Below are 23,446 nucleotides of genomic sequence, written 5' to 3' on the forward strand. Positions count from 1 at the left end.
TGGCAACATAGATGGAAAAAGTGCTTGAAATTAAAGATCTAGAGGTTAGCTTCAAGAGTGATGGAAAGCAGTTGAAGGTGGTAAACGGGATATCTTTTGACGTACACAAGGGAGAAACGCTTGGTATAGTAGGGGAATCTGGCTGTGGGAAAAGTGTCACATCCCTATCTATCATGAGGCTCTTGCCTTCACCTCCAGGGAAAATAACAGGTGGTTCCATCCATTATCAAGGAGAAAACCTGTTGGAAAAGAAGGAAAGGGATATGCGGAAAATTAGAGGAAATGAGATTTCCATGATCTTTCAAGAGCCGATGACTTCCCTTAACCCTGTTTTTACCATTGGAAAGCAATTGGACGAAGTGTTGCTTTTACATAATGACATAACAAAAAAAGCGGCACGAGAGCGTTCGATAGACATGTTGAAACTTGTTGGGATTCCACGTGCAGAGCAAATTTACGAAGCGTATCCTTTTGAGCTCTCAGGTGGGATGCGTCAGCGTGTGATGATCGCCATGGGTCTTGCTTGTCAACCTAAGTTATTAATTGCAGACGAGCCTACAACGGCGTTGGACGTAACTATTCAGGCGCAAATTTTACATTTGATGAAGGATTTGAAAAAGAAAACCGACACGGCTATCATGCTGATCACCCATGACCTTGGAGTGATTGCGGAAATGTGTGACAGAGTCATTGTCATGTATGCAGGAGAAATCGTGGAGGAGACCGATGTAGATACATTGTTCAATAACCCTAAGCATCCTTATACGATTGGGCTGTTAGAGTCGATTCCAAAGCTTGGGGAAAAACGGGACCGACTGCGTTCCATCCCGGGACAGGTTCCGTTGGCTGGTACAATTACACAAGGTTGCCGTTTTGCTGATCGCTGCAGTAAGGCGATCCCGTTGTGCAGGGAAGAGGACCCCGAATTACTTGAAGTAAAGAAAGGTCATTCCTGCAGGTGCTGGCTTCATGCAGATAGGAGTGTGACTGTATGAGTAAACCGCTATTAGAAGTGAAAGACCTTAAGATATATTTTCCAATAAAAAAAGGCATAAGACAAAAAGTTGCTTCTCATGTCAAAGCAGTAGACGGTGTTTCTTTTACAATTAATGAAGGGGAGACGCTTGGATTGGTGGGAGAGTCCGGTTGCGGGAAATCGACAACTGGCAGAGGAGTTGCCCAGCTCTTAAAGACGACAGACGGGGAAGTTCTTTTCCAAGACGAGAACTTGCAGGAGTTGTCTGTAAAGGAGATGCGAAGCAGAAGAAAAGACATGCAGCTCGTTTTTCAAGATCCATATGCATCTCTTAACCCGCGACTGACAGTGGAGCAAATTTTGGCTGAGCCCTTAAAAGCACATGGTGTGGAAAGAAGCAGAAGACGTAAGCTGATGGAAGATATTATGGAGGTGTGTGGTTTGAATAAAAACTACCTTCATCGCTATGCCCATGAATTTTCAGGAGGGCAAAGGCAACGGATAGGAATTGCCCGGGCCCTTATTTTAAAACCAAAATTAATTATCGCCGATGAACCGGTGGCAGCTCTTGATGTATCCATCCAAGCGCAAATCTTGAATCTATTAAAAGATTTGCAGGAGGGATTTGGGCTGACCTATCTATTTATCTCTCACGATTTAAGTGTTGTTCAACATTTATGCAACCGTGTGGCAGTGATGTATTTAGGAAGGATTGTAGAGATTGGAGAAGCGGATAAAATTTTCGAAAAAAGGCTTCATCCTTATACAGAATCATTGATTGATGCCATTCCGATTTCGAACCCGAGGGAGCGGAAGGAAAGAATCATTCTTCAAGGAGACGTGCCTTCTCCGGTAGATCCGCCCAAAGGCTGTGCGTTTGTAGGAAGATGTCCAAAAGTGATGGCGCATTGTCATACGGACCGCCCTGGGTTACTGGAACACTCGGATGGTCACCATGTCGCCTGTCACTTATATTCTTTGGAAAATAATACAATGGAGGTATCATCATGTTCAGAAAGCAGTGGAAACGTGTAACGAAGATGCTGGCTGTTTTGCTATGTGGTGCTTTAATATTTCCTGCAACTAGCGGTTATGCAAAGCCTTCTCTTGTCCATCATACGGACTTAAAGGAATTGCTCGTCCTTAATGGGCAGCTCGAAGGTGAGTTTAGTGCAGAGGTAAAAGATTATATTGTGAAAACAGACGAAGACAAACTGATGTTGTCGATTACTCCTTTAGCTGTTAATGCCAAGGTGGCAGTAAATGGGGAAAGAGTGAACCATCGCAAAGTAGTGGAAGTAGAGGTGCCATCAAGTAAGGAAAGGGTACAAATTGATATTGCAACTCCTAAGGGGATAAAGGATACGTACACTCTATTTATTGAAAAAGGTCCAGATTATGATTTGAAAGATGTTACGCTGTTTCAAAACGGGGATGGATCCGTCATAGAAGATTACCAGCTGGGCTTTCAAAAGGCGGAAGTGATGGATGGTGTTAAGGCATATTTGATGTTCTATTCTAAAAAAGATTTTTACGAAGTTTGGGACTATATGAAGGGATTGACAGCGGAACAAATAGAACAGCATCTGACCTCTCAGGAAGAGGGAGAGAATAAAGACAAACTCTATAGAATTACCAATTTGAGCTACGCGGATGGAGTGGGGAATACCTTTAGATCAGGGCAGGTAGATGTGATCACTGGAAAGCCTTTAAATGTAGGCGATTATCATGCATATGCAGCAACACTTGGAGAGGATGGAGTCTTGGGAATGACAGAGGCAGACCGAACCATCAGCATTAATCCTTATCCTAATAATCTAGAGCTGTTTGGTAGCGGGAAAAATATTGAGAATTACTCAGTGAGTTTTGAACAAGCAGATGACGAAAAAGTCACTCACTATTTCTTATCCTACTCTTCAAAAGGACTGACGAAACTAGTGGAGCCTCTTATTAATGGTGGGGATTTAGAATTCCTTAAAGAATTGCAACGCGAAAATAGAGGGAAGTTACTATCAATAAATGAAATTGGAAATAAACCGGTGTCTTTTGCTCCTGATCAAAAAACGATTGAGGGCGATACACTAGGTAATGAGTTATATTATGCTTATGTGACAGCAGTGAGTGAAGAAAAGGTTCTTGGATCTAGTAAATCTATTAAAATGATCAATACCAACACGATGCCAGTGCCTTTGGAAACTATCGGGGACGGTGTTGGAACCTTGCTTCCTGCTGGAGGTACGACAGGGGATACGGATGAATATTTCAACGCAATTCGAAAAGCGGCAGGTGTCGAGCGCCCGAGAATCGCTATTTTTAATAGTTCCAGAGATTCGGTAGACGTTGCATATGACCATTATCATCTTGATGATGGACCATATTTAGCCCTTGAAACGGAATTTAGGAACAGAGGCTTTGAACCGGTGTATATACCGCTTGCAATAGACACTTTCGACTTTGTCGCCTATAACGAGTATTTCGTTAATCTTGTGAAAAGCAGTCATGCAGTCATGCTTCAAGGAGGAGACCAGATGAAGCATGCAAGGTCGTTGCTTGAAGATGATGGAACACCGACTCCTCTCCTGGAAGCGATCCAATACGTCCACGATAATGGTGGGGTGGTAGCCGGGACAAGTGCAGGTGCACATGTGATGAGTAACCCGATGTTTGGTGTTGGGAGAAGTTTTGAAGCCCTAGTCATCAATGATACTGAAGTGAAAACCGTCGCTGATGTACCGCTGACAGGCTTTCTTGATCCAACCCTTAAAGACAACAATTTTCAGATACCAGGGCTTGGCCTTGTTGAAAACATCCTGACCGATACGCACTTTGATATGCGTGGTAGACTTGGCCGGTTACTTGTCGCTATGCGAGATACAGGTCATGAAATTGGAGTAGGCTTGGATGAGGGGACTGCCCTTGAAATAAAAGGGGACATAGGAGAAGTGGTAGGTGAGAATGGGGTATGGATTCTCGATGCAAGTGGTGCGTCCTTCAATGGAAAAGGTACAACACCAGGATTTGAAGTAGAAGATGTCTTCGTGCATTACTTGACTGAAGGGGATACCTTCAACATGGTCACGAAAGAAGTCGTCCCTGCTGGAAATAAACAAGAAGTGGATCGAAGTGAAAATCCACTATACCAAAGCCCTAATCTATTCGGAGGAGAGTATGAATCTACCAAATCCCTGCTTTCTTTTGCCAATAGTTCGGAAGCGGAACAGGAGACCATGGTAAAAGGTGATGCATCTGACCCGGTTTTTGCGTTACAATGGGCAAAGGATGATGTTTCAAAATACTACCAAAGTGATGAAGATTATATTCCTGATTCCTTAGCATCTTATAAAAAAGGAACGGTCACAAATATTAGATTATCACTTTGGGTGGAATAGGATGAAAAACTGAAGGAGACTTCTTACATGATTAAGTTATTAAAAAACGGGACCGTTTACAGTCCTGATTATCTAGGAAAAAAAGATATACTGATCGTCGATAAAAGGATTGCGGCAATAGAGGATAACATTCAATTTGTAGAATCAGCACATATTGAAGTGCTTGATGTAACAGGTCAACTTATCATACCGGGCTTCATTGATAATCATGTCCACATCATGGGCGGCGGAGGAGAAGGAAGTTATCGAACCCGCACCCCTGAACTTGTACTGTCGGATGCGATTAAAGGCGGAATCACAACCCTTGTTGGAGTTATTGGCACAGATGGTACCACCCGGACAATGACAAGCCTTATAGCAAAAGCTAAAGCGTTAAAAGAGGAAGGTATCAGTTGTTATGTTCACACAGGTTCCTATCAGGTTCCTGTTAAAACGCTAACTGGAATGATTGAAGATGACCTTATTTTAATAGAAGAGATTATCGGAGTCGGGGAGATAGCGATTGCCGACCACCGCTCTTCTCAACCCAATTATGAAGAAATTGCAAAAATAGCTGCTGCTGCACGTGTCGGCGGAATGCTTTCTGGTAAAGCGGGAATTGTTAATATGCATCTTGGAGATAGTGAGAGTAAGCTCTCGATTCTCGATGAAGTCATCGAAAAAACAGATATTCCTATCCGCCAGTTCTTGCCTACACATATCAATCGGAACCGGGAGTTGTTTGAAGCGGGAATGGAACATGCAAAAAAAGGTGGCTATGTGGACTTTACCACTTCAAGTATTGCCAAGTTTCTTGAACAGGGTGAAACGAAATGCAGTGTCGGCTTGAAAGAAATGCTCGATAAAGGCGTGCCGATCGGTAATATTACATTCTCTTCAGACGGCCAGGCAAGCTTGCCGGAGTTTGATGAAAATGGGGAATTCATTGGTTTGCAATTGGGTAGGGTCACTTCCTTATATAAAGAAGTGAAAGATGCCATCATAGAAGAAGGAATACTGCCCGCAGATGCTTTGAAGGTTATTACAGAGAACCCTGCTAAAGTATTGCGCTTAGCTTCCAAAGGGACGCTTGAAGTAGGGAAGGACGCCGATCTGGTTATTTTGAATGACGCTTCCTATGAAATTGAGTCTGTCATCGCACTTGGTCAAAAAATGATGTGGAATAAAAAACTGCTTGTAAAAGGAACATTCGAGTAAGCTATAATAGTAGAAAAACACTGTTGCTGAAAAAGGACAGTGTTTTTCTATAGACGGAGGTGTGAGGTTGGGAATGAAAGCAAAGGAACTGACGCTATTGGCCGGGTCTGAAGAAACGAGAAGAACACTTGATACCCAATTGAACGAAATTATCGGCGATTTTATCCGGATTCGCAGCTATTCCGTTGATGCCCACAAAGTAACAAAGGTTCACAATCAACTGATTATTTTATCCTCCCATCTAATAGAGGAGGAAGCCAAAGATTACATCGGTGACAATTGTACGGTATTAGTAGCGAGACGCATCGTTAATTTTCTTAATATTGACAAAATATACAGTGTCGCAAGAGGTGAGAAAGTCCTTTATGTGAATGATTTTCCGGAAACGGTCCAAGAAGCGATCTCTTCCTTTGAAATCCTGGGAATCAATCATCTTCAATTAATCCCTTATTTTCCAGGAAAAAAGGAAGAAGAACATATAAAGATAGCTATCACGCCAGGCGAACTGGACCTTGTCCCTCCTTATGTAGAAGAAGTTATCAATATAGGTCCAAGGCTCATCGATATTACTACGATTATTACGATATTGAATAGACTAGGCCTTCTAGAAGAAAAGCAAGATCAAGTGTCAAGCAAATACATAAGTACCATTACAAGATTGAGTAAAAGATTGGGAGACGCAAACCAGGAAGCCAATAAAATCAGTGATCACCTGAAAAAGGTCGTAAATGGAGTGAATGACGGTATCTTGGCCATTAATCAGCTTGGAAGGATTACAGTCTTCAATGAAATAATGGAGCGTTTCCTACGAATACCAATGAAGAAAGCGGTCGACCGACATGTTCGTGATGTGATATCTGACCGCACCCTATATGATTTCATTATGAACAAACGAGAAGAAGAAGCAGACGGTTATTTTACCATCAACTCTATGAACTTTATGATTCATCGTTTTATGATAGATCCTCAAGGCACCATTGTCGTCACATTTAAGGATGCAAGTGAAACAATCGAAATGGAAAAACAATTGAGAAGAGAGTTGGTGAAAAAGGGATTCTACGGGAAGTATCTTTTCGAGGATATAGTAGGTAGTCACCCAGAATTACTACGTACAAAGGAAATAGCAAGCAAGCTTGCCAAAACAGAACTGACCATTCTTATTCAAGGAGAAAGCGGTACAGGGAAAGAGTTGTTTGCCAGCTCCATCCACAATGCCTCTTCTCGCAGCAACGGTCCATTTCTGGCTGTCAATTTCAGTGCTCTTCCAGAAGATCTTGTGGAAAGTGAACTATTCGGATATGAAGAAGGTGCATTCTCTGGGGCAAAAAAAGGCGGAAGAAAAGGTCTTTTTGAACAGGCGAATGGCGGGACCATTTTTTTAGATGAAATAGGAGATATCAGCTTGAAGGTCCAAGCAAGATTGCTTCGTGTACTTCAGGAAAAAGAATTGCTTCGCATAGGTGGCAACAAAATCATTCCTGTAGATGTTCGAGTGGTAGCGGCCACAAACAAGGACTTGCTTTCGTTAATGGAAGAAGGGAAATTCAGAGAAGACCTATACCATCGATTAAAAGTCTTGTTCTTGCAGCTTCCTGCTCTTCGCAAACGAAAGGAAGACATTGCTCACCTTATTCATCATTTCATTCAACAAAGCGATCAACCAACAATTAAATTGGAGGTTGAAGTATTAGAGAGACTCAAACATTACGACTGGTATGGAAATATCCGTGAACTAAAAAACACCCTCGATTATATGCTCGCAGTATGCGAGGAAAATACGATCAAGGTAGAAGATATACCGAATGAAGGGTTTTTCCAGCAAGCAAGAAAGGGCATGAAAGAAGTAGCCGTTACGCTGGAGTCAGCTGAACTTCCGTACATTCAACAAGATTTGAATGAAGAATTGAGCAACCTAGTAGAAATCATCTATCAACTACAACGGACTGGGGAAACGGTCAGCCGGGTGAAAATTTCAAAAGCAACTAGAAGTGGCGGGAGATTCTTAACGGAGCAACAAGTGCGGTCAAGGCTAGAAACTTTAGAAAAGATGGGGTTGATTGAGAAAAAGCGGGGCAGGCAAGGGACAAAGTTGACTGTATTCGGTGAAAAAACCTTCCATATAAAAAAGAGGCAGTAAGTGGAATCATTCATCCACTTACTGGCTTTTTAATATAAAAAAGAAAGCACATTATACGGTTGATTTCCGTTCCAGGCGCTTCGCTTGCCTGCGGGCGGTCCGTGAGCCTCCTCAGGCTTCGCCTTCCGGGGTCTCACTTGTCCCTTCCTCCCGCGGGCGTCTGCGCGCCTTCCACTCCAATCAACTGAAGGTATATAATACTTTAAATCTTTTTAGACGCCCATCTTTCTTCTGGTGTTGCTTGGTTTTTTTGTTTGCTGGCTTTTCATTTTTTGTGTTCCTTGTGCTCCGTTGAAGTTTCCTTTGCCGCCTGCTGCCTGCTTCTTTTTATTTTCTAATTGCTTTTTCATCGCTTCTTGCAGACTGATCTTCTTTGGTTCGTTGCTTTCTGTCATATAACTTCCTCCTAATGGTCCATATTAGTAAATTTAGTATAAACCATTTCTGCAAAGAAAGGTAATAAGAATTTATTGGGTTTCTATAGAAAGAATTGTTTTTTGAAAATAGAGAAAGTATGTAATTCAATAATTATTGTTGAAACTATCTTAGTATAGTGATAAAGTTATAAAAGTATTATATAACACTTGTGAATTTTATTAACTGGTCTGTAATAATAACAGATTCAGTGATAAAAGTATTTAATAGGAAAACTTTAAAGCTTTTCTATTAAATACTTTTATAGGAAACAAATATTGGAAGCGTTACCAAAAATGCAAGTGTGTACGAATCTTAAAGAAAAGGTGTGAACAGCATGATAGACACAATTATTGAATGGAGTAATAATATTCTTTGGTCATATGTTCTAATTGCATTATTAGTTGGCCTAGGAATCTATTTTTCTTTGAAATCAAAATTTGTTCAGTTTACACATTTGGGAGAGATGTTTCGGTTATTAAAAGAAAGCCCAACATCAAATGAAGCTAAAAATAGAGTGTCTTCTTTTGGAGCATTCTGTATCAGTGCGGCAACTAGAATTGGTACAGGTAACCTTGCCGGTGTAGCGATTGCCATCTCGCTTGGAGGACCTGGTGCCGTATTTTGGATGTGGGTGGTTGCCCTATTTGGTGCGTCATTAAGCTTTATTGAGAGTACGCTCGCACAGGTTTATAAAGTAAAGGATAAGAGTGGCTTTAAGGGCGGTCCAGCGTACTATATGCAAAAGGCAATGGGAGCCCGTTGGATGGGTATTCTATTCGCTGTCTTAATTACATTTTGCTTTGGATTGGCATTTACATCTGTCCAGGCGAACACTATTACCGTTGCATTTAACGAAGCATTTGGAGTGAATCGTTTAGTGCTCGGGTTAGTTCTCACAGCAATCGTAGCAATGGTTATCTTTGGAGGAGTAAAAAGAATTGCCAAGGTATCGCAAGTTGTTGTACCAGTTATGGCTGTTTCTTATTTATTGCTTGCGCTATATGTTATTGCAATTAACATTGGAGAAGTACCAGGATTGATCGGCGTCATCGTTTCAAGTGCCTTCGGTCTGAACGAAGCCGTAGCCGGCGGTATTGGTGCTGCCATTATGAATGGTGTAAAACGCGGTCTGTTCTCCAATGAAGCAGGTATGGGTAGTGCTCCGGTTGCAGCGGCAACTGCGGATGTAAGTCATCCAGCCAAACAAGGGTTCATTCAGACGCTTGGAGTATTTGTGGATACTATCTTGATTTGTAGTGCAACAGCCTTCATCATCTTGCTTGCAGGGATTCCTGGTGGGGAAGAGATGGAAGGTATTCAGTTGACTCAAGTGGCGCTAGCAGAACATGTTGGACCTTGGGCAAGTATTTTTATCGCTATCGCAATTTTGTTATTCTGCTTTAGTTCGATCATTGGAAACTATTATTATGGAGAATCCAATATTGAGTTTATCAAAGAAAGCAAAACAGCCATCATGATTTTCCGCTTTGCGGTACTTGGAATGACCGTTTTTGGTTCTGTTGCGAGCCTGAGCATGGTGTGGAATATTGCGGATTTATTCATGGCATTGATGGCGATCACCAACCTTGTAGCATTGGCGTTTATCGGGAAGATTGCTCTTGCTGTTTTGAAGGATTACATGAAGCAGCGTAAGGAAGGAAAAGATCCAGTATTCTATGCGAGTAACATTAAGGGATTAGAAAATACGGAATGCTGGGAAGATGAGCCGGCAAGTGTTGAGGAAAAAGGTGCTTAAGAGAAAATTGGTGGAAGTAGCTGCAGGATCTAGGTGATCCTGTAGCTTTTTTGTGGAAAATTACAAACCAATTCTTCCTCCTCGTGATGAAGACCTGAGTGACCAGGAAAAAGGAGAAGAGATGTCCTCATCGCCGTGATGAAGACCTGAGTGACCAGGAAAATGGAGAAGAGATGTCCTCATCGCCGTGATGAAGACCTGCGTGACGAGGAAAAAGGAGAAGAGAAGTCTTCATCGCTGTTATGAAGACCTGAGTGACGAGGAAAAAGAAGTAGAGATGTCCTCATCACCGTGATGAAGACCTGCGTGATGAGGAAAAAGGAGAAGAGAAGTCTTCATCGCTGTGATGAATACCTCTGTGTCATGGAGATAAAACAAGAGAAGCCTTCATTCGTATTCGTATTCAAAAAGACTTTGCAGGTAAGCTGGAAGAAAGAATTCATCAGCCATTCAAATTAGGAGAATATGAGCTTACAACGCCTGGAGAGCTGCTGAGCTTTGCTATTTGGCATGAGGGACTGCATCAAGGTGCAATAAATACAATTAAGCGGGCAGTCGGAACAGAGGATCTTTGGACCAAAGTGCCAGAGGAAAACCAACTCGTATAGTAGATTATTAAGTAAGGTGTGGCTGGTATGGTCTCACCTTACTCTAATTTCTGCTCAATAAAGATAAGTCGTTATATCAATCTAGAAACAAATGTGATAAAATATCTTTAATTCAAGATATTTAACTTCAAAGTAAAGAGCTAAGGAGGCACTTATATATGAAACACTTCCATCAAAGTCCTACCACATATGTGCAGGATGTCATGATAAATGTAGAAAATCTTCACCACTCCATAGAGTTTTATACAAACACAATTGGTTTTAAACTATTAGAACAAACAGAATCTCAAGCGGTATTCTCGGCAAATGGGCATACGCCGTTGTTGACTATCGTACAACCAAATGATATTAAGCCAAAGCAGCAACGCACCACCGGCTTATATCATTTTGCGCTTCTCTTGCCAACACGGGCAGATCTTGGTAGCATCATACACCATTTCATAGCAAAAGGTGTCCGCCTCCAAGGGGCTTCAGATCACCTTGTAAGTGAGGCATTGTATTTGGCGGATCCAGATGGAAACGGGATTGAAATTTATAGGGACCGTCCGGCAGAGGAATGGAATTGGAACGGATCAGAAGTGGAGATGGCATCGATAGCACTTGATGTGGAAGACTTGTTAAAAGAGGGGCAAGATACCTTATGGGATGGTCTTCCTAAAGAAACAGTCATGGGCCATATACACCTTCATGTTTCTGAACTAAAAGATACCGAGCAGTTTTACACAAAAGGGCTCGGGTTTGAAGTTGTCACGCGTTACGGAGCCCAAGCTTTGTTTATTTCAACGGAACGATACCATCATCATATCGGGTTGAATATATGGAATGGAGTTGGAGCACCTGCACCAGAAGAGAATTCAGTAGGTCTTGTATGGTTCTCATTGGTGTTTTCAAGTGAAGAAAAGAAGCTCGCTGCAGTTGAAAGGCTAACATCTTTAGGTTATAAAGTAGAAATAATAGATGGCCAATATTTTGCAATGGATCCATCAGGAAATAGAATTAAATTGAATTAACCGTCATACGGACTTCTAAAAAGGGGTCTGTTTTTTTATGTCGTATAAATATTGGAAGCACAACACATCTTAAAGACAACTACGTTTACAATGGGAGTATTCTATGAAGGAACATAACATACAACTGACAACGCCGGAGATTGCGGCATTATGGACAACATACATACAGAACAGCGCAACGATTTGCTTTTATAAGCATTTTCTTCAGCAGGTGGAAGACACAGAGATTGAGCGAATTGTAAAGGAGTCATTGTACTTAGAAGAAAGATACAATGGAGAAATGGAGAAAATTTTTATTAAGGAAGGCTTCCCGGTGCCAGATGGATTTTCCGATAAAGATGTCAATCTCTCCGCTCCTCCATTGTATACAGATCTTTTTGCGCTGAGTTTTGCCTATAGGGTGGGGCAGATGACAGTGCCCTATTATGCTTCAGTTTTGACAAAGGTAGCAAGAGGTGATGTGGTTGCTTTTTTTAGTGAATGTTTAAAAACTTCAACCAAACATTACAGAAATGCACTAGATTTGATGCTTGCGAAGGGGATTTATGACAGACCACCCAAAGTCCCCTATCCGAAAAATGTACAATACATCAAAGAGCAGCAAACAATCCTTGGTGCTTGGTTTGGTGACAAAAGGCCCCTGAATGTGATGGAACTCGGGGAAATATTTTATGTGATTGAACGTAACTATATTGGGATGGTCATGTTATTGGGATTAATTCAAGTCATGAGGGACCAGGAGATAAAGGAATATTTAAAAGAAGGGAAGAAACTTGCGGAAAAACAAGTGGATATTTTCAATAAGGTGCTGAAAGATGAGGACCACTTAGGAAATATCCCTGTCAGTCTTGAGGTAACAGATTCAACCGTTTCCCCCTTTTCTGATAAGCTAATCTTATTTTTGATTACAACCACAAGTTCTGCCGGATTATACTTGCTTGCATATGCCATGTCCACTGCGATGCGGAAAGACCTTGCGATGCACTATTCCACGATTATGTTGGATGTAGCCAAATATGGGGAGGATGGATTGGAGATGCTGATTAGAAGAGGATGGATGGAACAACCTCCGCAATCAGTGGACCGAGAGAAGCTGCAAGAATAAAGAGGCTGAAGGTCATACTGGGACCTTCAGCTCCTTCTGGAAAAAATAAAGCTCATCAGAAAGCTTGAAACCTGCCTTTTGGTAAAGACGTATTGCATGATTATTGGTTGAATTCACACACAGTTGAAGTTCATCAATTTCTTTAAATGAAAAAATCCAAGAAACCGCACCTTTCAAAAGTTCCGTACCGATGCTTTGTCCGCGAAAACTTTTATCCACTGCAAAAAACTCAATGCTTGCTTCCGAAAATTCAGGTTCCACTTCTACATAAATGTACCCTGCTAATTTGTCATCTTTCATATAACAAAACACTTTCTGGTGTTCATTAATCCGATTAATGATTTTTTCTCCAGTATAATATGTATCTGGAAAGGCCAGGTTGTGCAGGCGTATCATCTCTCCGTTGCGTTGCTCTGTAAGAAAGGACAGCTTAGAAACTTGAGAGGCCGAATAGTCGTTCCTTCTCATAATTAAAATAGCCTGTTCGCTTTGTTTTGAGAAGTTGAAGTTTGCTGCGGTTGTAATTGCTGTTTCATTCTCCTTGTTTGGGAACATGTAAAGTCTTTCCACCTCTGGAGGGATAAGTTGCAACATATCCTTGAATAAATATATTGCTTGATCTTGATGATCCTCCTCTACAAACGGCCCCCATACTTCTGCAGATTTCTGCTCAAAATCAGCATCAAACCCAATTAACCCGATCAAAGTTTCTTCTTTAAAGGCTAAAACGAAGGCTCTTTCGAAGGGTACATCTGTAAGCTCTTTTTGCAGGTAAGCTGAGATTTCCTGTTGTTGTTTGCCGCAATATCCGATATGACTACTGGACTGATTATTGAGTTTTGCGATAAATGTTGCCACTTCTTCTATTAATTGACTCAAAGGACAAGAGATTACAGATTCTTCCATTTCACCACTCCCAATTAAAAAACCCCAGAGTGTGCACGCCTCTGGGATTTTTTAGATTATAAAAAATTATAACATAATTTAGCGATTTATGAGGTTTCGTACCCCTCTATAGATTAAGGCAAGTGAGAATACTAGAACAGTCACGACGCCAAGAATAGTAGTGATCGGCTCAAGAGCAGCAAACGTTCCAGTCATTGGTACTCTAAGAAGCGCAAAACCTGCTAGCATGGCAGCGAAAAAAAGAATAATTCTTTCCATATAACACCCTCCTTTCCCTTTGATAACACTATATGTGTATAGGCTTAAACTTGTCAGCGCTTTCAAAAAAATTTCTTTTCATTGAACATTGTTCAGTTATGTAATAGGAATAATAGGGTAAATAGATAAAAAGAGATATAGATGAGTGGGAGTGAGGAAATGGAGGATATTAAAGATTCAGTCAAAGAATCTTTTTCTGGCAATTTTACCAGTATCAGCGGTAATCATTTTACTTCAGATTTTTTTAATAGGACTTCCTCTTGAGAAGTTCCTTTTATTCTTAATAGGACTATTAATGGTGACATTTGGATTGATGTTCTTTCTCATGGGTGTCAACATAGGACTTTTACCTGTTGGGGACATGATTGGAAAGGCCCTTCCAAAAACCAAAGAAGAAGTGGTTAATCATCGTTGTCGGGCTATTGTTGGGTATCGCCGTCACTGTGGCAGAACCGGATGTAAGGGTGTTGGCAACGCAAGTGGATGAAGTATCGGAGGGGAAAAATCACCTCGACTGTTTTGATACTTTCCGTTGCGCTTGGAGTTGGGATATTTGTGGCGCTTGCGATGGTAAGAACCATCTATAAGATTAAACTGCCTTACCTTATAATGCCTGCATATTTGCTTTGTTTTTCTTCTAGGATTTTTTACTCCAGAGACATTCGTTCCGATTTCATTTGATGCTGGAGGTGTGACCACAGGTCCGCTTACCGTCCCGTTTATCCTGGCTTTGGGAGTCGGTGTCGCGTCTGTGATGAGAAAGGATGAATCATCGAGTGAAGGGTTTGGATTGGTTGCACTGGCTTCCATTGGACCTATACTTGCAGTTCTGCTTTTGGGGGTGATTTATCAATGATTCACGACATTTTTAAGGGATTTGGAGGACTGCTTCTTGAGGTAACCTTCGCGTTAGTGCCGTTATTAGTTTTTTTCCTCGTTTTTCAATTTATTTTCTTGAAACTGAACTGGGATAAACTAAAGAAAATATTGCTTGGATTCGGGTTTTCCTACATAGGTCTTGTGTTATTCCTCCAAGGGGTGCATATAGGATTTATGCCAGTAGGAGAGAAAATGGGAGAGAGTCTTGGCGAGATGACCCATTCGTGGATATTAATACCTATTGGCTTTGTTCTTGGTTTTGTCGCTACGATAGCAGAACCTGCTGTTAGAGTACTGAATAAAGAGGTATCCGATGTCACGGAAGGCTATATCTCCAAGAAAGCAATGCTTCTGACGCTGTCTGTAGGAGTAGGGGTAGCTATCGCTTTGGCCATGCTCCGTATTCAGTTCAATTTTTCCATCTGGTATTACCTCATTCCAGGCTACCTTATCGCATTTATCCTTCTGTTTTTTACCAAAAAAATCTTCGTCAGTATTGCCTTTGATTCTGGCGGAGTTGCAACTGGACCCATGACGGTTACTTTTATTCTTTCTATGGCGGTAGGAGTTGCATCTGTTACAGAGGGAAGTGATCCCCTGACTGATGGTTTTGGAATGATTGCTCTTGTAGCACTTGCCCCCATTATTTCTGTTCTTGTGTTAGGAATTATTTATAAAAAAGAAGTGGAAGAGAAGGGATAGAAATTGAGTGGCATAAATAAAACGGAGCTGAAATCAACTAGTCGATTTCAGCTCCGTTTTCTACTTAGTTTATTTCAAGAGGTCGTAAACTTGCTTCAATTTCTGCTCTTTTTGGCTCTAAAAACGGAGGCAGAGCAAGTTTTTCTCCCATCGTTTCTAACGGCTCGTCTGCACTGAATCCAGGAGTGTCTGTGGATAGTTCAAATAGAATACCATTAGGCTCTCTGAAGTATAGTGCCTTAAAATAATATCTTTCTACTTCTCCTGAGTTCGGGAGGCGGGTTTCCCTCACTCGTTGTACCCACTTTTGAAACTCCTCTTGATTTGGAACCCGGAACGCTACATGATGTACGCCGCCTCGACCTATTTTTTCAGCTGGAAGATCTGGCCTTGTTTCAATATGCACTTCAGCTCCTGTTCCGCCTTCCCCAGTGGTGTATATTTCGATGTCAGGGAAATCCCCTTTTAGGGAAGGATATGACCCTTTAAGTTGAAATCCAAGCACATTGGTTAAGATGCTTGTGGTCGGCAGGGCAGATTTAACCGTTAACGTTACAGGGCCAAGACCAATAATGCTATGCACTTTTGGAATGTCTTTCTTTTCCCAGGGAACCCCGGCTGGAACACCTTTTTCTCCGTTATCAGCCACTAACAATAACTTTGTTCCTTCGTAATCTTCAAATGCCAAAGTGTCTCTGTCTGCGCGCCTTTTTATTTCTTCCTGTTTTATGTTAAATGTCTGGAATCGCTGTTGCCAAAAACGTAAGGATTCGGTGGTTGCCACACGTAAAGAAGTAGATGAAATGCTTGAAACTCCTTCATGGGTTCTGCCTAAGCCAGGAATATCGAAAAAGGTGATCTCGGTTCCTGGATTTCCCTCTGCGTCACCATAAAATAGATGATAGGAGGAGGTGTTATCTTGATTTACGGTCTTTTTTACAAGTCGCATGCCAAGAACCTCTGTGAAAAATTGAAAATTTCTTTCTGCTTTAGCTGTTAATAAAGAAACGTGGTGTAAACCCAATAATTCCATAGGTATCACTCCTACTAATTATTTAACTCAAATTAAGATATCTCGAATTAAAGATAATTATATCATGACTTTTTCACTTCCGCAATAGCAAAGAATAATTTGAAAAATACAAAATTTTTCTGTGTTTTTCTGCTTTTTTATTGCTAAATTCTCCATTTCAAAATATATTTATAATATATATATGTAGGAGAGTGATGAGAACTTGGATAGTATACCCTATGACTCGATAATTTTATTAGGGGCATTGTTAATATTATCAGGATATTTTTCGGCATCTGAAACGGCTATTACGAGCGTGAACAAAGTTCGGCTTCGTAATCAGGCAGACAACAATGCAAGAGCAAAACGCTCATTAAACATGGCAGAAAACTTTGATCAAAGTGTTTCTACAATCCTAATAGGTAATAATATTGTCAACATAGCAATGGCAGCGATAGCTACAAACATTGCTACGCAACTATACGGCCCTGATGGCAGTACGCTAGCAATCACGACAGCGATTATTACGATAGTAGTCCTTGTTTTTGGGGAGATTTTGCCGAAATCTTTAGCTAAACAATATGCAGAAAAATATTTACTTTTAATATCTGCTTCTTTAATGACAGTCATGAAACTCTTTTATCCGATTACATGGTTGTTCGTCCAACTGAAAGTAGGGATCAAAAAACTCCTTGGAGCAGATAAGGAGGAACCTACTGTTACAGAAGAAGATGTAATTGCGATGGTCGAAATCGGAGAGGAAGAAGGGACTTTTCTCACACAAGAACGAGAACTGCTGCATAATGCCATAGCGTTTGATGATATCGTCGTGAAAGATATCCTTACTCCAAGGCCAGATGTAGTAGCTATCTCAGAGGATACGTCTATTGAAGAAATTAAAGACATTTTTATAAAAGAACAATATTCACGCTTACCTTTATATGAAGGATCCATCGACAACATTACTGGAGTTATTTCACATAGAGATTTCTTTGCGCAATATGTTCAGAATCCTAACTTTTCATTAAAAGAAATTGCACGCAGTCCGTTTTTTGTCATCGGATCTGCCAAAATATCTAATCTCCTTAAAGAGCTGCAGACTTCACAAAATCATTTGGCCATTGTGCTTGATGAGTATGGAGGAACGGCAGGTATTATCTCGATTGAAGATATTATTGAAGAGATTGTCGGGGAAATCTGGGATGAGCATGATGAAAACGAAAACTTGGTGGAAGTACTCGATGAATTGAAGTTTCGTATGGATGGGCGTCTCCCTGTAGAAGAATTTACGGAGCTGCTACAACTTGAAGTATCTGAATCCACCGCTAACACGTTAGGTGGTTGGATTTCAGATATGCTCGGCTATCTTCCTAAAAAGGGAGAAAGAGTGGAGTGTGAAAGCTTCGTCATTCACATAGAAGAAGTGAAAAAGCATCGAATCCAAAAAGTAGTTGTGGAAAAAAACGTTGATTTCGTCTTTTCTGCATAACCTAATGAAGGTCCTGGCATATTGCCAGGGCTTTTTATGTTTTTACATCCTATCAATAAGGGAATACCCAATGGAAACAATACCAATATCTGTCGCTTTAAAACCCACACTTTTGAGGGAAATTAAGTCATGCTCTAAATTAAGGAAAGAGGAATGTAAACTTGGTCTATATATTATTTATCATCAGTGTAATTGTAACGGTTGGGGTTGCAGTTAAGCTTTCTAAATATGCGGATATCATCAGCAAAAAATCCATTAAAGGTGGCGCATTTTTGGGAGCTGCACTACTTGGAGGAGCAACGTCCCTACCAGAAATCACGACAAGTTATACCGCAGCCATTATCAACAACCCGGATCTTATTCTAGGTAACATTCTCGGAAGCAACCTTTTCAATATGCTGACCTTGGCATTTATCAACATTTATTTTATTAAGAAAAGAATTTTTCAGCATAAGACGAAGGAGCATGTTTTTACGGCGCTCGTCGGACTGATCTTGTCCATTTATCTTTTGGTCGGTCTTCATATAAAATCAGGGTTTCAAGTGTTCGGGATTGGTTTGGATTCAATTTTGCTCTTAGCTGGATATGTACTTGGGATGATTTTCCTCTCTAAACTAGAGGTTCCGGAAGTACCAGATGCTCCACTAAATACGACAAAGGCAAAAAAAGAAATCGATTACTCGGCTATTTCGATGAAACAGACTGTGTCCTTTTTTGTACTTAGCTGTTTTCTAATAATGGTGTCTGGAACCATCCTAACAGTGACAGGAGACAGAATAGGAGAACTCACTGGCTTAGGATCAAGTTTTGTCGGGATGTTTTTGATTGCCATCACTACTTCACTGCCAGAAGTGGTAAGCTGTATCGTTGCAGTTCGTCTTGGAAATCCAGGACTAGCGATCGGTAGTGTATTGGGAAGTAACCTTTTCAACTTATTTGTACTTGGCAGTTCAGATATATTTTACAGAGGAGGGCTATTGCTCTCATCGGTGGAATTGTTCCACTATGTATCCACCATCACTCTCATTATCATGAACCTGATTGTTTTATATACCATGCTTCATCGAACAAAAGTTAAGCAAGCACCAAGCTATCTCATCATATCGTTAGCGATAATTGCGCTATATGTGGCGAACAGCATCTATTTGTTTGTTAGTCCATAACCTAGAGCTATCCATGAATATGGGTAGCTTTCTGTGTATGGTTTTTATATAATTCAAAGCAGAACGTATAGGAAGTGATACATAATGTTAAAAAAGAAAATTGGTTTTATCGGTAGCGGAAAGATGGCTGAGGCTATAATTGGTGGACTTGTAAAGTCAGAGCTAGTACCAGTAAACCAGATATTCGCCAGTGCAAAAACAAAAGAAACCGTAGACAAAATTGCAGATAAGTACGCGATTGAAACAACTATCCAAAACAGGGAAGTAGCAGCAAAAGCAGACATGCTCATCTTAGCTGTGAAACCGGATCTTCACAAAGCAGTAATAGAAGAACTTAAGGATGTAGTCAACAGTGAGGCCGTCATTATAACCATTGCTGCGGGCATAACGCTTGATTTCCTTGAGACAACTTTCGGTAAAAATATAAAAGCAGTTAGGGTGATGCCGAATACACCTTCATTAGTCGGGGAAGGTATGAGCGCAGTTTGTGCTAACGATGAAGTAAATGAACAAGAACTGCAAGAGGTCATCCGTCTCTTTGAAAGCTTCGGAAAAGCGGAGGTGCTGCCTGAAAAACTGATGGATGCTGTGCCGGCTATTAGTGGATCCTCGCCGGCCTATGTGTATATGTTCATTGAAGCTTTAGCTGATGGAGCGGTGCAACAAGGAATTTCTCGTAATCAGGCATATACCATGGTTGCCCAGGCTGTTCTAGGGGCAGCGAAGATGGTGCTGGAAACAGGTAAGCATCCGGGGGAACTGAAGGATAATGTGTGTACACCGGGTGGTGCTACGATTGAAGCTGTCACGACTTTGGAAAAGCAAGGCTTCCGGTCTGCAGTGGTATCTGCAATGGAAGCATGTACGGAAAAGTCTAAAAGACTGAAAAATGCCAAATAAGAAAAATGGTCCCAAACCTTAGGAGTTACATTGAATAAACGTTAATGGTTAACAATTTACTCGGTTAGGAATCTTGTATTAATCCTTATGTGAACACAGTAACCTTGTTGATTGGAGTGGAAGGCGCGCAGACGCCCGCAGGAGGAAGGGACAGGTAAGACCCCGCAACGAAGTGAGGAGGCTTACGGACCGCCCGCAGGCAAGCGAAGCGCCTGGAACGGAAATCAACAGGATTCTATACTTTTTCTCTTAAAACAAACCCACTCACCCAAAGGTAGAGTGGGCTTATTACTTATTCAAACAACTCCAAAAACTCACCATATCCCTCTGCTTCGAGTTGTTCTTTTGGGACAAATCGGAGGGCGGCGGAGTTCATGCAATATCTTAAGCCGGTTGGATCAGGGCCGTCATCGAAAACATGCCCCAAGTGAGCGTTGCCTAATTTGCTGCGAATTTCAGTTCGTACAGAGAAAAAACTCTGGTCTTCAAGCTCCACTATATTTTCTGGAACCAAAGGCTTTGTGAAGCTCGGCCATCCCGTTCCAGAATCATATTTATCGGTAGAGCTGAACAATGCTTCTCCAGAAATTAAATCCACATAAATGCCTTCTCCTTCAAAGTCCCAATACTCATTATTAAACGGTTCTTCTGTTCCATCTTCCTGCGTGACATAATATTGTTCAGCAGTTAAAACCGAACGCAATTCATCTTTGGATAAATGGAGAAGGGTTGTGCCATCATCTTCTACTTGTGGAGTTATATTGCGATCATCACCCCAAGCCTCATCGAGAAAATCGTCACGTCCTGAGTTATCTCGGTAAAAATCATAGCGAACCGGGTTTTTAATGTAATAGTCCTGATGATAGTCTTCTGCAATATAGAAGGTTTCTGCTGGCGTAATCTCCGTCACAATTGGTTGATCAAAACGCCCAGAAGCATTAAGATCTTCTTTTGATTGTTCGGCGAGTTGCTTTTGCTCTTCATTATGATAGAAGATTCCAGATTGATAAGGTGTTCCTCTATCGACAAATTGTCCCTTGTCATCAGTCGGATCGACTTGTCTCCAGAAAACGTCCAATAAGGTTTCATAATTTATGACATCGGGATTATAAGAAACAATGACAGCCTCCACATGACCTGTCTCACCAGTCGTTACCTCGTTGTAGGCTGGGTTTTCCACGTTTCCGCCGGTGTAGCCTGAAACAACCTCGTACACACCAGGGAGCTTTTCAAATGGCGGTTCCATACACCAGAAGCAGCCGCCAGCAAAAGAGGCATAGGCAATATTTTCACTTTCCTCAAGCTCATAAGGCATACTGCCGGCTGATTTTTGTGTTACAGTTGCATACATTTTGGGTATAAAGAAGTAGGCGGCAAGGCAAGCGATTACAAGAAGTAAACCCCAGAATTTTTTACTCATCACAGACTCCTTTAATATGTCGTTATTTCAATTATAACGTAAGCCTTTCACAGACCTCTACAAATGATATGCTTCTTCAAATTTTTCCATGTTTTGATTTCGTGTACAATCTGTATTACTATTGTAATAGATTTGATTGAAAATCATCTTCAACAATGGAGGACTTCAATGAATATATTCTTAACTGGTGCTACTGGATTTTTAGGGGGAAGGCTGATTCGCAACCTCTTGGAAGGAGAGCATACAGTCTATATATTAGCTAGAAACATCAAAAAAGCGAATGCTTTAAAAGAAGACTTGCCACTTTCCCTGCAAGATAGGGTTACCATTCTAAATGGGGATATTGTTAAACCAAAATTCGGTTTTTCTACCGAGCAATTAGTTGCGCTTACTAATAAAATTGATATTTTCTATCATCTTGCAGCTTTAGTCAAATTTGATCATCATTTACGGGATACACTCATGGAAATGAATTACCAAGGAACGAAACACGCCTTAGAAGTTGCTGCCTCAATGGGAGTGGGGAAATTTATCCATGTGAGCACCGCTTATACAGTGGGAGTATCCAATTCAGGTAAGGAAGAACTTTATAATCTTGAACAGGACTTCAACAATCCATACGAGGAAAGCAAGGCTCTTGCAGAACATGAAGTAATGAAATATAAGGGTGAAATGGACGTTTCCATTTTTAGACCTGCCATCATTGTTGGAGATTCTAAGACAGGTGAAGCGGACTCCAACTTTACCCTTTATGGATTTATGAGAGGCCTCGAGGTTTTTAAACGTAAACTGGAACGCAAGAGCTATGAAGAAAAAGTTCACCTAGTCGGTTCCAAAGACGGTACATCCAATCTGGTACCTGTTGATTATGTAGCCGATATTTTAACGATTGCAGCTCAACAAGCGGAAAAGAACACAATCTACAATGTTACAAATCCTGCACCGCCGACCAACAGGGAAATACTTGAGACGATAAAAGCGCATTTGGACTTCCGTTCACTTGGCATTTATGAGAAAGGTACAAGCTTTTACTTAACACCAGTGGAGCTGCAGTTAAATAGTTTAATAGACGTTTTTGGTCCATATCTTGATCGGAGTATCTCATTTGTGGATCGCAATACACAAAAACTTTTAAAAGATAGTCCTATCTCTCATTTGAATATGACGAAGGAGATATTGGAAATTATAATCCGCGCCTATTTTGAACCAGAAAAGGAAAAGGTAGAAATATAATTAAGTTGCAAGGAAGGAGTGGTGGCCGATGTATAGGCTTTCACTCTTTTTTTGTTTATAATAAGTGCAACAACTCAATCAAGCAGGTGACAGTATAGTGGTGAAAAATATTTTAGCGGTTTTTATTGGTGGAGCAGTCGGAACGTTGCTGAGGTATGCAATAACTGTAAGTACTGTAGAGATTGCTTTTCCGTTAGGAACACTTTTTGTAAATCTTGTGGGAAGCTTTGTCTTAGGGACTTTTACAGGGTGGATGATGCGTAGAGAAGGTAAGGAATATATAAAGGTTGGGTTTGGGACTGGCTTGTGTGGTGGTTTTACGACGATGTCTACGTTGGCTGCTGATGCATTTATGTTAGAGGCGCAGTCTACCATTTTTATAACTACTATCTATTTATTCTCGTCCATTGTTGGTGGACTTTTATTCGCTTTCCTCGGGCTTTTATTAGGACATTCATTATCTAAAAAACATTTAGCTTCTGGCTTAAACAGTTAGGGAGGTTAATATGAGTCAAGCTGCCTTGATTTTAATACTCGCAGTTGGGGGCGGGAGCGGAGCCTTGTGCAGATATTTGCTTGGATTGGCTGTTATGAAAAAGTTTCCAGCCCCGCGCATCCCAATAGCAATGATTATAGTAAATATCATAGGTTCTTTTGGGCTAGGATTACTATATGGAAACTTTAATACAGAAACTCTTTATAACGACGCACTGTTAGTTTTTCTTGGATTAGGTTTCTTTGGTGCATTTACGACGTTTTCCACTTTTAGTGTGGAAGCTGTACAGTTAATAATGGATAACAAATATCTACACGCCTTAATCTATCTAAGTTTAAGCATTATTGGTTCCATTATTGGATTTCTCCTAGGTTATTTTATAAGTTAAATAGG

The 23,446-nt window shown here is 40.9% G+C and carries 24 protein-coding genes; 19 read left to right on the plus strand and 5 right to left on the minus strand.

Annotated elements, in window-relative coordinates; translation table 11 throughout:
• Positions 1 to 11: 11 nt before the first annotated feature.
• The 5 genes from M313_RS0117820 to M313_RS0117840 all read left to right on the plus strand — a co-directional run bounded on the left by M313_RS0117820 (position 12) and on the right by M313_RS0117840 (position 7,699).
• Positions 12 to 995 carry an ABC transporter ATP-binding protein gene (locus tag M313_RS0117820; protein ID WP_010198395.1) on the plus strand — a complete coding sequence of 328 codons (984 nt, stop codon included), beginning with the start codon at positions 12 to 14 and terminating at the stop codon, positions 993 to 995.
• On the plus strand, positions 992 to 2,011 hold the full coding sequence (locus M313_RS0117825; RefSeq protein WP_010198396.1) for an ABC transporter ATP-binding protein: 1,020 nt from the start codon (positions 992 to 994) through the stop codon (positions 2,009 to 2,011). Before M313_RS0117820 ends, M313_RS0117825 begins: the two co-directional genes overlap by 4 nt.
• Entirely contained in the window at positions 1,984 to 4,365 is a 2,382-nt protein-coding gene (locus M313_RS0117830) for a cyanophycinase (protein ID WP_010198397.1), read from the plus strand. Before M313_RS0117825 ends, M313_RS0117830 begins: the two co-directional genes overlap by 28 nt.
• A gap of 27 nt (positions 4,366 to 4,392) precedes the next feature.
• Entirely contained in the window at positions 4,393 to 5,562 is a 1,170-nt protein-coding gene (gene iadA, locus M313_RS0117835) for a beta-aspartyl-peptidase (RefSeq protein ID WP_010198398.1), read from the plus strand.
• Positions 5,563 to 5,635: 73 nt separating this feature from the next.
• Positions 5,636 to 7,699 (plus strand): sigma-54 interaction domain-containing protein, encoded by a 2,064-nt coding sequence (locus tag M313_RS0117840; protein ID WP_029326576.1) that lies wholly within the window; start codon positions 5,636 to 5,638, stop codon positions 7,697 to 7,699.
• Positions 7,700 to 7,911: 212 nt separating this feature from the next.
• Here M313_RS0117840 and M313_RS0117845 read toward each other — a convergent pair whose 3' ends face one another.
• On the minus strand, positions 7,912 to 8,094 hold the full coding sequence (locus M313_RS0117845; RefSeq protein ID WP_010198405.1) for a hypothetical protein: 183 nt from the start codon (positions 8,092 to 8,094) through the stop codon (positions 7,912 to 7,914).
• Positions 8,095 to 8,450: 356 nt separating this feature from the next.
• On the opposite strand from M313_RS0117845, the gene M313_RS0117850 reads away from it, so the two are divergent.
• The 3 genes from M313_RS0117850 (at position 8,451) to M313_RS0117860 (ending at position 12,595) form a co-directional block, all read left to right on the plus strand.
• Positions 8,451 to 9,872 (plus strand): alanine/glycine:cation symporter family protein, encoded by a 1,422-nt coding sequence (locus M313_RS0117850; protein WP_010198408.1) that lies wholly within the window; start codon positions 8,451 to 8,453, stop codon positions 9,870 to 9,872.
• Between the two features lie 766 nt (positions 9,873 to 10,638).
• On the plus strand, positions 10,639 to 11,490 hold the full coding sequence (locus M313_RS0117855) for a VOC family protein (protein ID WP_010198410.1): 852 nt from the start codon (positions 10,639 to 10,641) through the stop codon (positions 11,488 to 11,490).
• A 103-nt stretch (positions 11,491 to 11,593) separates the two neighbouring features.
• Positions 11,594 to 12,595, plus strand: a complete 1,002-nt coding sequence (locus tag M313_RS0117860; protein ID WP_010198412.1) for a DUF3231 family protein — start codon at positions 11,594 to 11,596, stop codon at positions 12,593 to 12,595.
• Positions 12,596 to 12,607: 12 nt separating this feature from the next.
• Here M313_RS0117860 and M313_RS0117865 read toward each other — a convergent pair whose 3' ends face one another.
• Positions 12,608 to 13,501, minus strand: a complete 894-nt coding sequence (locus M313_RS0117865; protein ID WP_010198414.1) for a GNAT family N-acetyltransferase — start codon at positions 13,499 to 13,501, stop codon at positions 12,608 to 12,610.
• Positions 13,502 to 13,579: 78 nt separating this feature from the next.
• Positions 13,580 to 13,759, minus strand: a complete 180-nt coding sequence (locus tag M313_RS0117870) for a hypothetical protein (RefSeq protein ID WP_010198417.1) — start codon at positions 13,757 to 13,759, stop codon at positions 13,580 to 13,582.
• A 145-nt stretch (positions 13,760 to 13,904) separates the two neighbouring features.
• On the opposite strand from M313_RS0117870, the gene M313_RS26825 reads away from it, so the two are divergent.
• The 5 genes from M313_RS26825 to M313_RS0117885 are packed head-to-tail and all read left to right on the plus strand — an operon-like array spanning position 13,905 to position 15,340.
• The gene (locus M313_RS26825) at positions 13,905 to 14,246 is read left to right on the plus strand and encodes a DUF1538 family protein (RefSeq protein WP_029326579.1); all 342 of its coding nucleotides are present in this window, start codon (positions 13,905 to 13,907) and stop codon (positions 14,244 to 14,246) included.
• The gene (locus M313_RS26830; protein ID WP_326929615.1) at positions 14,185 to 14,346 is read left to right on the plus strand and encodes a DUF1538 family protein; all 162 of its coding nucleotides are present in this window, start codon (positions 14,185 to 14,187) and stop codon (positions 14,344 to 14,346) included. Before M313_RS26825 ends, M313_RS26830 begins: the two co-directional genes overlap by 62 nt.
• Positions 14,279 to 14,440, plus strand: coding sequence for a DUF1538 family protein (locus M313_RS26835; RefSeq protein ID WP_326929616.1), 162 nt, complete (start codon positions 14,279 to 14,281; stop codon positions 14,438 to 14,440). Before M313_RS26830 ends, M313_RS26835 begins: the two co-directional genes overlap by 68 nt.
• Complete coding sequence (locus M313_RS26840) at positions 14,430 to 14,615, plus strand: DUF1538 family protein (RefSeq protein WP_326929617.1); 186 nt, start codon at positions 14,430 to 14,432, stop codon at positions 14,613 to 14,615. Before M313_RS26835 ends, M313_RS26840 begins: the two co-directional genes overlap by 11 nt.
• Positions 14,612 to 15,340 carry a DUF1538 domain-containing protein gene (locus M313_RS0117885; RefSeq protein WP_010198419.1) on the plus strand — a complete coding sequence of 243 codons (729 nt, stop codon included), beginning with the start codon at positions 14,612 to 14,614 and terminating at the stop codon, positions 15,338 to 15,340. The genes M313_RS26840 and M313_RS0117885 overlap by 4 nt, the downstream gene beginning before the upstream one ends.
• A 64-nt stretch (positions 15,341 to 15,404) precedes the next feature.
• On the opposite strand, the gene M313_RS0117890 is transcribed toward M313_RS0117885, so the two are convergent.
• Positions 15,405 to 16,373 (minus strand): ring-cleaving dioxygenase, encoded by a 969-nt coding sequence (locus M313_RS0117890; protein WP_010198421.1) that lies wholly within the window; start codon positions 16,371 to 16,373, stop codon positions 15,405 to 15,407.
• Between the two features lie 202 nt (positions 16,374 to 16,575).
• Between M313_RS0117890 and M313_RS0117895 the strand changes: the two genes are divergently transcribed.
• From M313_RS0117895 to proC, 3 genes are all read left to right on the plus strand, one after another.
• Positions 16,576 to 17,841 (plus strand): hemolysin family protein, encoded by a 1,266-nt coding sequence (locus tag M313_RS0117895; protein ID WP_010198423.1) that lies wholly within the window; start codon positions 16,576 to 16,578, stop codon positions 17,839 to 17,841.
• A 161-nt stretch (positions 17,842 to 18,002) separates the two neighbouring features.
• Positions 18,003 to 19,004: a sodium:calcium antiporter gene (locus tag M313_RS0117900; RefSeq protein ID WP_010198426.1), complete on the plus strand. Its 1,002-nt coding sequence runs from the start codon at positions 18,003 to 18,005 to the stop codon at positions 19,002 to 19,004.
• Between the two features lie 84 nt (positions 19,005 to 19,088).
• Positions 19,089 to 19,904 carry a pyrroline-5-carboxylate reductase gene (proC, locus tag M313_RS0117905; RefSeq protein ID WP_010198429.1) on the plus strand — a complete coding sequence of 272 codons (816 nt, stop codon included), beginning with the start codon at positions 19,089 to 19,091 and terminating at the stop codon, positions 19,902 to 19,904.
• A gap of 292 nt (positions 19,905 to 20,196) precedes the next feature.
• Here the strand turns inward: proC and msrA are convergent, their stop codons facing one another.
• Entirely contained in the window at positions 20,197 to 21,324 is a 1,128-nt protein-coding gene (gene msrA, locus M313_RS0117910; RefSeq protein ID WP_010198432.1) for a peptide-methionine (S)-S-oxide reductase MsrA, read from the minus strand.
• Positions 21,325 to 21,492: 168 nt separating this feature from the next.
• Between msrA and M313_RS0117915 the strand changes: the two genes are divergently transcribed.
• From M313_RS0117915 to crcB, 3 genes are all read left to right on the plus strand, one after another.
• Positions 21,493 to 22,557: an SDR family oxidoreductase gene (locus M313_RS0117915; RefSeq protein WP_010198433.1), complete on the plus strand. Its 1,065-nt coding sequence runs from the start codon at positions 21,493 to 21,495 to the stop codon at positions 22,555 to 22,557.
• A 97-nt stretch (positions 22,558 to 22,654) separates the two neighbouring features.
• Entirely contained in the window at positions 22,655 to 23,053 is a 399-nt protein-coding gene (locus M313_RS0117920; protein ID WP_010198434.1) for a fluoride efflux transporter FluC, read from the plus strand.
• Positions 23,054 to 23,063: 10 nt separating this feature from the next.
• Positions 23,064 to 23,441, plus strand: coding sequence for a fluoride efflux transporter CrcB (gene crcB / locus M313_RS0117925; RefSeq protein WP_010198435.1), 378 nt, complete (start codon positions 23,064 to 23,066; stop codon positions 23,439 to 23,441).
• Positions 23,442 to 23,446 lie beyond the last annotated feature (5 nt).

Source organism: Bacillus sp. m3-13, from assembly GCF_000175075.1.
Taxonomy (GTDB): Bacteria; Bacillota; Bacilli; order Bacillales; family Bacillaceae_I; genus Sutcliffiella_A; species Sutcliffiella_A horikoshii_C.